Genomic DNA, 10140 nt, shown 5'->3' on the forward strand with positions numbered 1-10140 from the left:
TTAATGGGCGAAAAGTGATGGCTCGATCAAAAATTGGGTCGCTTCTCGGCCGGGCAGTGGTTGAGAAAACAGATACCCTTGACCGAATTCACAGTTCAACTCGATCAGTTTGTCAAGTTGTTCTCGGGTTTCGATTCCTTCGGCTACCACGTCCATATTCAGACGGTGGGCGAGAGAAATAATTGTTTTAATGATTTCTTCTCCTCCTCTGTTATCTGTCAAGCGAGTCACAAACGAACGGTCAATTTTGAGCGTATCCAGGGGAAAGTTGTGCAGGCGACTCAAGGACGAATGTCCCGTTCCAAAGTCGTCGATACAAAGCTTGATTCCCAAGTCGTGAAGTTGTCGCAGGATCTCGATCGCCTGATGGGCAGTTTTCAAAAAGTCGCTCTCCGTGACCTCTAGTTTGATAGCCGAAGTTTCAATTTCATACTTTCCCATCACCGCCCGTACCTGGGCGACGATTTCGGGCTGTTGCAATCTCTGAGCTGAACAATTGATATTGACAACGGGAAACTCTTTTAAATCCAATTCTCTTCGCCATTTCTCGATTTGCTGGCAGGCTAATTTAAAAGCCAAACAGTCGAGGGCAGAAATCAAGCCGATCTCTTGTGCGATGTCGATAAATACTCCCGGCGAGACAATTCCCAGCCGCGGATGTTGCCAGCGAATGAGCGCTTCAAATCCCGTCAATTTCCGAGTTGATAGGGAAACGATCGGTTGGTAATACAGACAAAACTGTTCTTCTTCTATTCCCTGACGGAGGTCGGATTCGAGTTGAATCCGTTCCCATGCCGCCGCCCGCATTTCCGGTGTCAAGACGACGGAGCATCCCCGGCCCATCTGTTTGGCTTGGTAGATGGCAATATCCGCATCTCGGAGAATATCAGTCGGTTTTAAATAGCCGTCGATGGCGGGAACGATGCCGATACTCACCCGGACAAATAGTTGATATTTGCCGACATTAAAAGGTTTTTTAAATTGCTCGAAGATGTCCGCAATCAATGAAGATTGTTTGTTTGTATCCCATTTTCCGGGGACAACGATCAGAAATTCATCCCCTCCCAATCGGGCGATTTCAGCTCTCGATTTCAGGCATTTTCTTAATCTAAATGCTACGACTTTTAGCAGCCCATCTCCGGTCAAATGTCCGAAGCGATCATTGATGTTTTTGAATCGATCTAAATCGACAAATAGGATAGAATTTTCTTCTTTTTTTAGCCGGCTATCTGCGATTTTTTCTGACAAAAATTTCATCAACCAAGCCCGGTTAAATAAGCCGGTCAGAGAATCATGGGTCGCTTGATGGCGCAGTTTTTCTTCCCGGATGTGCAATTCTTTTATAGCCTGCGAGAGTTCTTGAGTCCGTTCTTGAACCCGGATATCTAGTTTTTTATTGAGTTGCTTTAATTCCGCTTCTACCGCCAACCGGGCGGCAATCTCTTCGCTCAAGTTGTGATTTTTTTCTTGCAAGCTGCGGTTCAAATCGTGCAATTTTAGGTGCAATCGAACCCGACTCAAAACTTCCTCTTGTTGCAGGGGTTTGGTGACGTAATCGACGGCCCCCAAGGCGAACCCTTCCACCTTATTTTCGATCTCGGCAAGGGCGGTCATGAAGATCACGGGAATTTCTCGAGTTTCGGGATTGTCTTTGAGGCGACGGCAGACTTCAAACCCGTCGATTTTGGGCATCATTATATCCAATAAAATTAAATCGGGAGTTACTTCTTTGGTTTTTCTCAGCGCATCTTCCCCGCCCGTAGAAACCAAAACTCGGAAGTTCGATTTTTTAAGAAAATTAAAAACGACCCTTATATTATTTGGATTGTCATCGACAATTAGAATTAAATAAAGTGGCTCTTTATTCATTTCCGCCTATAAATGCGTCAGAGGATTTCTGTTTGGGTGAGATTTTAACGCTTTTTTGGCGATCGCGACAGAACCGAAGGTTAAGAAATCGCGAACCGATCGCCGTCAAGTTAAAGAAATGTAACGGTCACGCTGCCATCGGATCGTCATTTCCGAACCCCGACATTTCACGCTCGGATTTCCGGGTTCTGATTCGTTTTGGCGATCGCGCTTTGAGTCATCTCTCCCTCGTTCGGGTTGTTTTCACATTCGATCATCCGCAGACACTCCGATAACCCCCCTCTGTTGGCAGCTTCATTCATCCGAGCCGGATCGGCGGAGCGCCTGCCAACGTCCCAATTGTAGAGAGACAACATAGGATTTTGACTCCATTGCGATTTTTTGATATAAGCAGAATGACCCCAATCTAATCGTAGTCGGATGCTACGCCCAGTCTAAAAAATTAATCTTAAAATTAGATTAACATACGGTTATCATAGAGTTGTCACCATTTTTTAGCCGTCAAAACTCGACGCCAATTTGAGGCCCCGCATCATTCATGGCTCAATCCCTGAATCCCGATCGCTTTTTGCAAGCCCCCGGCCCGATTTTGGATGTCCGCAGTCCGGGCGAATACGCCCAGGGCCACATTCCGGAGGCGATCGCATTTCCCCTGTTCACCGACGCGGAACGGGCGAAAGTGGGAATTTGCTACAAACACGAAGGCCGCGATCGCGCTGTGGAGTTGGGTTTCGCCATCGCCGGCCCCAAATTTGCCGGCTTCATCGCCGCGGCCCGAGATCTAGCCCCCGACGGGCAAATTCGGATGTACTGCTGGCGGGGAGGAATGCGGAGTGGCGGGGTGAGTTGGGTGTTGGAAATGGGCGGCTTCCGAGTTTCCCTCCTCGCCGGGGGATACAAAGCCTTCCGAGGCTGGGGGCGCGCGCAATTTCAAACCCCCAAAAAAATCGTCATTCTCGGCGGGATGACGGGGACCGGAAAAACCGACGTCCTCCACGCCCTCGCCGCCCAAGGGGAACAAATTCTCGACCTGGAGGGACTCGCCCGCCACCGGGGCAGTAGCTACGGCAGTTTGGGACAGCCGCCCCAGCCGACGAACGAACAATTTTGGAACCAGATCGCGATCGCCTGGGCGGGTTTCGATCCCGAACGGCGGGTTTGGATCGAAGCGGAAAGCAAGCGGATCGGCCTGTGTCGCGTCCCGGAAGAGCTTTACCAGCAGATGGATCGGGCGCCGGTCATCCAGATCGAACGACCCCGCCACGAGCGTCTGGAGCTGCTTGTGGAGGCCTACGGAGAGGCGGAAATCGAGAAATTGATCGGGGCGACGGAGCGGATTCGCAAGCGGCTGGGGGGGGCGCGAACCCGGGAGGCGATCGCATTTTTGGAGCGGGGAAAATTGGCGGAAGCCTTCGATTTGATCCTGTATTACTACGATAAAACCTATTCCTACGATTTAGAACGGCGGCAGGTTCCCCTCCACGGCGTTGACGTGGCGGGCTGTTCCCCCGACGAGGCGGCAACCCGCCTGCTGCAAAAGGCGCGGGCGATTTGGGAATAAATCTGCATACCCTCGTTCCGGAAATCCTATGTTCTCTTTGAGCGGACAGGGCGTCTATTATTGGATTGAATCATGAACAGCAACATTGAGCCGAGGGGAGAAAATGAGAAGATTTCAGTCGGAAAAGTGGTCGGAGCGGCGACCATTGCCGGCGCCATCTTCGGCCTCAAAATGGTGGGTTGGACAGCCGACCCCCCCGCACAGTTTCAGTTTCGGCAGCAGGTGGGAGACGATCGCCTGACGGTCGAAATTCGGGGCGACGATCGCGACGGAAACGGCGTCCTGGAGTTGTCGGAATTGGAGGATTTTGCAGCCCGCCGGGGCGATCAAACTTGGGAAAAAGAAGATCTGGAGGTTTTCGCCCTGAATCTGAAGCCGGAACCGATCGCCGGGTTGAACGTTTTCGCCCGTCGCCGGGGCGGAGAAACGTCGAGTATCCTGGAAATTTCCGATTCCAATATCTACGGTTTGGAATACGGCAAAAATCAGGGCGACCGGGTGTTATTTTCCGAGCCGAATGCCCCGGAATCCGCCACCGTCGAGTCCCCCGCCTATCCCAAACTTCTCAAAGTCTTCGGTTTGTTCGGCGTGGGTGCGTTGTTGATCGCCCTTGAATGGGTGACGCGCGATCGCGATCCGATCCTCGATCCTTCCCCCAATTCCGCCGGCGAACCGGGATAGACAATTCTCCGGCATTTCAATAGATTGGTGCGGGTTTAGACCGGCATGGAAGGCGCAGAACGCCACCACAAAGGCGGCGGAAATCCCTCGGAATCGAGCCAAAAATGAGGTCTGACGCTTCTTTTTGCGATACAATATGATCCGCCCTCCAAATGCGATCGCCCCATGACCGAGAAACCCCTCAAATTGCTGTTCATGTCAACCCCAGTCGCCCCCCTCGGTTCCGGATTTGGAGGGGGGGTCGAATTGACCTTGCTCAACATCACGAAAGCGCTGCAAGATCGGAGCCATGAGGTCGAGGTCGTGGCTCCCCTGGGGTCGGAATTGGACTCGATTTCGATTGTCGAAATTCCCGGAGAATGGCAGCCGATCGCCCAAAATCAAGGTCGGAATTTACCCATCATTTTACCGGAAAATTCCGTCTTGGCGAACATCTGGGAATACGGGAGAAGCGTACAACATCAATACGATGCGATCGTCAATTTTGCCTACGATTGGCTGCCCTTTTATCTGACCCCATTTTTCCAAACCCCCATCGCCCACTGGGTGAGTATGGGATCGTTAACTTCCGCCTTGGATCGGGTCATTTGTGAGGTGATGAATCGGTATCCGGGGACGGTCGGATTTTACACCCACACCCAGGCGGCGACCTTCAATTGTGAGGGAAGCTACGCCTGTCTGGGAAGCGGGTTGCAAATGTCCCGCTATCAATTTTGCCCGCAACCGGAAGATAAACTGGCGTGGATGGGGCGAATTTCCCCAGAAAAGGGCCTGGAAGATGCGGTGGAAGCGGCGCAAAAAACGGGGATTTCTTTGGAAATTTTTGGCAAAATACAGGATGAGAATTACTGGCAAAACATCCTCGAAAGTTATCCCGATGCGCCCATCAATTATATCGGATTTTTGGATACCGATCGCCTGCAAGAACGGCTGCGACACTGCCGGGGGTTGCTGATGACGCACCGCTGGGTGGAAGCCTTCGGAAACGTGGCGATCGAGGCGTTGGCCTGCGGCGTTCCAGTCATCGCCTACCGGCGGGGAGGACCCGCCGAAATTGTCTGCAACGGGGAAACGGGTTGGCTGGTGGAACCTGATAGTGTGGAAGGTTTAGTTGAGGCGATCGCAAACCTGGATCAAATTGACCGGGAAAACTGCCGCCAACAGGCCGAAATGGAATATTCTTTGGAAGCATTGGGCGATCGGGTGGAGTGGTGGTTGTTGCAGATTCGAGACGGCTGAAATTAATCAAACCGTAGGGGCAAGCCTCCGTGCTGGCCAAAAAATTGCCGGAATGCCAATGAAAATCAGAGGTAGGGGCAAGCCTCCGTGCTTGCCAATGGAGTCAAAATACTCGAACTACTCGATTTTGGGAACTTCTGTATTTTCCGCTTGAAAAAATGGCTGTCGATCAAATCCGAACAACCCGCCCACCACCGAAGTTGGGAAACGTTGTCGGTTTTGATTGTAGCTTTGAACCGCCTGATTGTACCGTCGGCGTTCCGTGGCGATCCGATTTTCCGTCCCGGCAATTTCATATTGAAGGTTGATGAACGCTTGGGACGATCGCAGTTCCGGAGCGGCGATCGCATACTGATTAAATTGCTGAATTGCCGAATTCATTTCAGCCATTGCCGCCAATTTTTCATCCGTCGATTTTGCCTGTAAAAACTGCTGTCTCGACTCCGTTAAAAGTCGCACAATGTCCCGTTCCTGATCGGCTTGTGCTTCCGTAACCGCCAACAATTGGGGGATCAAATCGGCGCGACGCTGGAGTTGGTTTTCCACCTGTGCCCAGGAGGCTTGCACTTGCTGATATTTCCCCGATAAGGAATTATAAGCAAATACTCCCCAAAGCGCGATCGCTCCTCCCAGAGCCACTCCTATCCCAATTATCGCTGATTTTCGCTGCTGTGCCTGCCGTCGGGCGATTTCTTCAAGCCGCCGTTTTTCTCGAACTTGCGCGATCGCCGTTTCGATCAATTCCGGGGGGATGGAAACCGCCTCTCCCGCCTCCTGAAGTTCGGCTAGGGAATAGCGATCGCTGGCTTCCTGATACAGGCGGGAAGCCACTTCCAGCACTTCGGGGGCGAGTTCTTCCGGAATGTTGACATCTGACTCACTCATGGGGAATGACCTTGAAGAAACAATAATAAATGATAAGTTTTTTAAAAAATTAGGGAAAATTTCGACGAATTGAATACAATATAAAACAAATCGCCTGAAACAGCAATTGATGCGACGAGTGGCACGGATCGATCGCCCGTCCAACTGATGGGCATTACTCAGTCGTTTATTTTCCATCTTAATATGAATATCAACAATCGTCTCCGGCGAAAAATACGAGTTGGCTTGCTGTATGGTTTGGGGCTCGCTTGTTTGGCGATGATTCTCCTCTGTCAACCCCACCCCAGTTACAGCCTTACCCCCTCGGAGGTTCCCAACCCCCGACAGGTTTATGGGGGATGGGTGACAGATATGGCGAATATCCTCAGCGACGATACGGAAACTCAGTTAAATCAGATGATTTCCGAACTCGAAGCGACAAATGGGGCGGAAATTGCGATCGTCACGGTTCCCGAAACTCAACCTTCGTCCTCTCCCAAAGCATTTACAACCGAATTGTTTAATACTTGGGGAATTGGCAAAGCGGGTGATGATAATGGTATTTTATTTTTGACATCGGTGGGCGATCGCAGAGTCGAAATTGAAACGGGTTATGGCATGGAAGGCATTCTTCCCGATGCCAGAGTTGGCCGAATTATCGATACTAAAATCAAACCCCATTTTAAAACAGGTGATTTCGATCGCGGCACGTTAGCGGGAACGGAGGCTTTAATCCGAGGCATACAAAATCAGATCAGTAATTCTCCCCCGGACACCGAACCTAAAACCGTCAGCGATCCGGTTACTCATACCGCTCCCAATTCAACTTTACCACAAACCGATACTTTGGCTCAAGCCGTCCCGTCTGAAAGTATCAATTCTGTCTTTCCTGCTTTTACATATCATTCGAGTTTCATCTGGCCTGTGCTTGGTTGTTTTGGGGGGTTATCTTATCTGGGTTATAAATTGGCACGTCATTTTTCCCGTCAACCCATTTTAGTCAACCCCGGTGAATCTTGTCGAATCAAAACATTGGACAGCAGCGATCGCTTGATCAATCTGTCCCTCCGTATCGAGGTGTTTGGTCTTTTATTTATACTGACATTTCCAGCTATATTTTTGACATTGCAAGTCTTCCCACCTGTCGCACTCACATCTGGAATCTTGATGGTCGCCCTCCTATTAATTGGGGTGCTGCATCAATCCCAATCCGGGGCAGAAGCTTGGAAAAAATTTAAACCTGGGACAGGATCTTTTCTGATCATGCCATTTATCTTTGCCGTTTTTTGCGCTAAATTTATTTGGTTATATCCACCTTCGTTTGATTTGATCTCATTTTTGTTATTTGTCGCAATTTTGACAGTCGGTGAACATCCCAGTTTGGCACGGGATAAGATGACATTAACCATGATACTGGGATTAATTTTTCAATTCATCTGGTTTATGGTGTGGGCTAGTATTTTAGGAACTCCTCAAAACCTGCCCGTTATATTGGAGAGTTTAAGTGGTTCAATCGGTAATGTCAACGGGGCGATTTTCGGTGCGTTTATTGTCAGTCTTTTGGGCTGTTCTTCAATGACTCGTTACTGGCGTAAATGGCAATTTAGCAAGCCTCCAAATGTGCGATCGCTCCGTCCCATTCTCAGTGCCACATCTCAAACACCCCTGCAACAAATCGATCGCGACACTTTAACCCCCCTCCTCACCGAACACGAACGAGACGCCCAGGAACTCGAAAGCACGAGTTTTGAGGGGTGGTGGTGTCCTGAATGGGGACAAATTAGCCGAGACACCATCTATTTAAAAGCCTACGTTCAAAACAAGGGAAATGGCTATTATCAATGTCCGGTGGGAAAAGAATTAACCGTCGAATGCACATCAAAAGTTGTCAAATACCCCACGACATCTCGTAAGGGAATACGACAGATTACTTACTCTTGCCACTGTTGCGACTATCACAAAGAAGTAGAAGAGAAAATTCCCCGTTTGCCTCCTCCTTCGAGTAGCAGTGGCGGAAGTTCCAGCAGCAGTTCTAGTGGCAGTTATGGTGGGAGTTACGGTGGCGGATATAGCGGTGGTGGTTCGAGTGGCGGCGGTAGCAGTGGCGGCGGTAGTTTTGGAGGTGGCGGGAGTGGTGGTGGAGGCGCCGGTGGTGGCTTTTAGAATAGATGTAGGGGCAAGCCTCCGTGCTGGCCAAAATATGGCAGGAATTAATTGAATTAATTCATCAACCGGGCAACCCGAGACGGTTGCCCCCACACCCGACTCCCGACTCCCGACTCCCGACTCCCTACATTTCCGCTTCTCCCCCCACCACCACATTCCGAATCCGCAGACTCGGGCCGCCGCAGCCGACGGGTAAGCCATTTTGTCCCCCCTTGCCGCAACCCCCCGACTCGTCCCAGTAGAAATCATCGCCGATCGCTTCAATATCCGCCAAAGTCGTAAACACATTCCCCGATAAAGTCACATCCCGCACGGGTTCGGCGAGTTTCCCATTGCGAATCATCCAGGCTTCCCCGGCACTGAACGTGAACATCTCGCCGTTGGTCATTCCCCCCAGCCAATTTCGCGCGTAAACCCCCTCTTTGATATCGTTGAATAAATCCGGAACCGGCGTATCACCCCGTTCGATCCAAGTGTTCGTCATCCGCACCAAGGGGGGATAGTGGTAGTCCAGACAGCGGGCGTTTCCGGTGGGGGATTCGTCCAGTTTCCCGGCCGTTTCTCGGGAGTGGAGGCGCCCGACGAGCATTCCATCTTTAATTAACTGCGTCGTCGTGGCCGGAGTCCCCTCGTCATCGTAAAAATAGCTGCCCCGGTGTCCCACGGGCGCCGCGCCGTCGAAAATTTGCAGGTTTTTGGGGCCGAATTGCCGCCCCAGACTCATCACCTCCAGCAGGTCCGGATTTTCGTAAGCCATATCCGCCTCCGAGAGGTGTCCGAAGGCTTCGTGGACGAACAAACCGGAGAGGATGGGGTCGATGACGACAGTGTAGAGATTTCCCCGGACGGGGGGCAAATCCAGGGAATTGACGGCCCGCTGGGCGGCGCTGCGAACCTGGTCGTCGAGGCGGGTCAGATCTTCGTAAGCTTTGCGCGAACCGGTGGTTTCCCGCCCGGTTTGGACGGTTTCCCCGTTGCGGGCCGTGGCCGCGAACCGCATTTCCATGTCCGCCCAGCCCTGTTCCAGGAAGGTTCCCTCGGAGGTAGCCAGCAGGATGCGTTGGGTGCTGTCGCCGTAGCGGACGGAGATAGTGGTGATGCGATCGTCCACGCTGCGGAGGATTTCCCCGTAGCGATCGCACAATTCCTTTTTCTGGGACAGCGGGATCTCGCGAGGGTCCGAACCCGTCAAAGGCAGGATGTAGGTGTCTTCGACGACGGGGATGGGGGCGAGGATCGTCTCGTCGTCGCCGATCAGTCGCGCCGCCGCGATCGCTTCCTGGATGCGGTTTTCCAAAGCCGAGAGGTCGTTGAAGCTGGCGAATCCCCAGCCCCCCCGGTGGCAGGCCCGCACCTGTCCGCCCAGGGAGATCCCCTCGCTCAGGGTTTCGATGCGATCGCCGCGCAATAAAATATTGGTTTCTTCCGCTTCCTCGACCCGGATCGCCAGATAATCGACCCGTTTGCCGTAGCGGGCGATCAGATCTTGCAGGAGGGTTTTGACATCGGTCAGGACAGTGGGCATCATCGGCGGCACCATTGACTCAATCTGCCCTACCATTTTGCCTCAGTATCGGTCTGTTGCAAACGGGAAACCCGGTTTCTACCGCTTTATCGGTTCGGTTCTACGAATCTTGAGGATGACAAGAGCGGATATGCTGGGAATAGAAAAGCCAAAATCTTAGTCAGCACCCCCGGCTGAAGCACGGGGGCTTCGTGCCCTCCCCTTCAGGTAGCTGACCAGCTTAAGCCTTAACTGG

The 10140-nt window shown here is 51.8% G+C and carries 7 protein-coding genes; 4 read left to right on the forward strand and 3 right to left on the reverse strand.

All coding sequences use genetic code 11. The features are described 5' to 3' along the window. Positions 1-1869, reverse strand: a complete 1869-nt coding sequence (locus tag AC0QHF_RS12390; RefSeq protein WP_324704527.1) for a two-component system response regulator — start codon at positions 1867-1869, stop codon at positions 1-3. Positions 1870-2407: 538 nt separating this feature from the next. Here AC0QHF_RS12390 and mnmH point away from each other — a divergent pair. The 3 genes from mnmH to AC0QHF_RS12405 all read left to right on the forward strand — a co-directional run bounded on the left by mnmH (position 2408) and on the right by AC0QHF_RS12405 (position 5350). Continuing rightward, positions 2408-3430, forward strand: coding sequence for a tRNA 2-selenouridine(34) synthase MnmH (gene mnmH / locus AC0QHF_RS12395; RefSeq protein WP_324704528.1), 1023 nt, complete (start codon positions 2408-2410; stop codon positions 3428-3430). 72 nt (positions 3431-3502) lie between these two features. After that, on the forward strand, positions 3503-4111 hold the full coding sequence (locus tag AC0QHF_RS12400) for a hypothetical protein (protein ID WP_324704529.1): 609 nt from the start codon (positions 3503-3505) through the stop codon (positions 4109-4111). A gap of 165 nt (positions 4112-4276) precedes the next feature. Beyond that, positions 4277-5350, forward strand: a complete 1074-nt coding sequence (locus AC0QHF_RS12405; protein ID WP_324704530.1) for a glycosyltransferase family 4 protein — start codon at positions 4277-4279, stop codon at positions 5348-5350. A gap of 117 nt (positions 5351-5467) precedes the next feature. On the opposite strand, the gene AC0QHF_RS12410 is transcribed toward AC0QHF_RS12405, so the two are convergent. Then, a complete protein-coding gene (locus AC0QHF_RS12410) occupies positions 5468-6235 on the reverse strand; it encodes a LemA family protein (RefSeq protein WP_324704531.1) in 768 nt (255 codons plus the stop codon). A gap of 351 nt (positions 6236-6586) precedes the next feature. On the opposite strand from AC0QHF_RS12410, the gene AC0QHF_RS12415 reads away from it, so the two are divergent. Further along, on the forward strand, positions 6587-8377 hold the full coding sequence (locus tag AC0QHF_RS12415; protein WP_324704532.1) for a TPM domain-containing protein: 1791 nt from the start codon (positions 6587-6589) through the stop codon (positions 8375-8377). A gap of 127 nt (positions 8378-8504) precedes the next feature. Here the strand turns inward: AC0QHF_RS12415 and AC0QHF_RS12420 are convergent, their stop codons facing one another. Further along, positions 8505-9905 carry a TldD/PmbA family protein gene (locus tag AC0QHF_RS12420; RefSeq protein WP_324704534.1) on the reverse strand — a complete coding sequence of 467 codons (1401 nt, stop codon included), beginning with the start codon at positions 9903-9905 and terminating at the stop codon, positions 8505-8507. Positions 9906-10140 lie beyond the last annotated feature (235 nt).

Source organism: Lyngbya sp. CCY1209 (genome assembly GCF_055795065.1).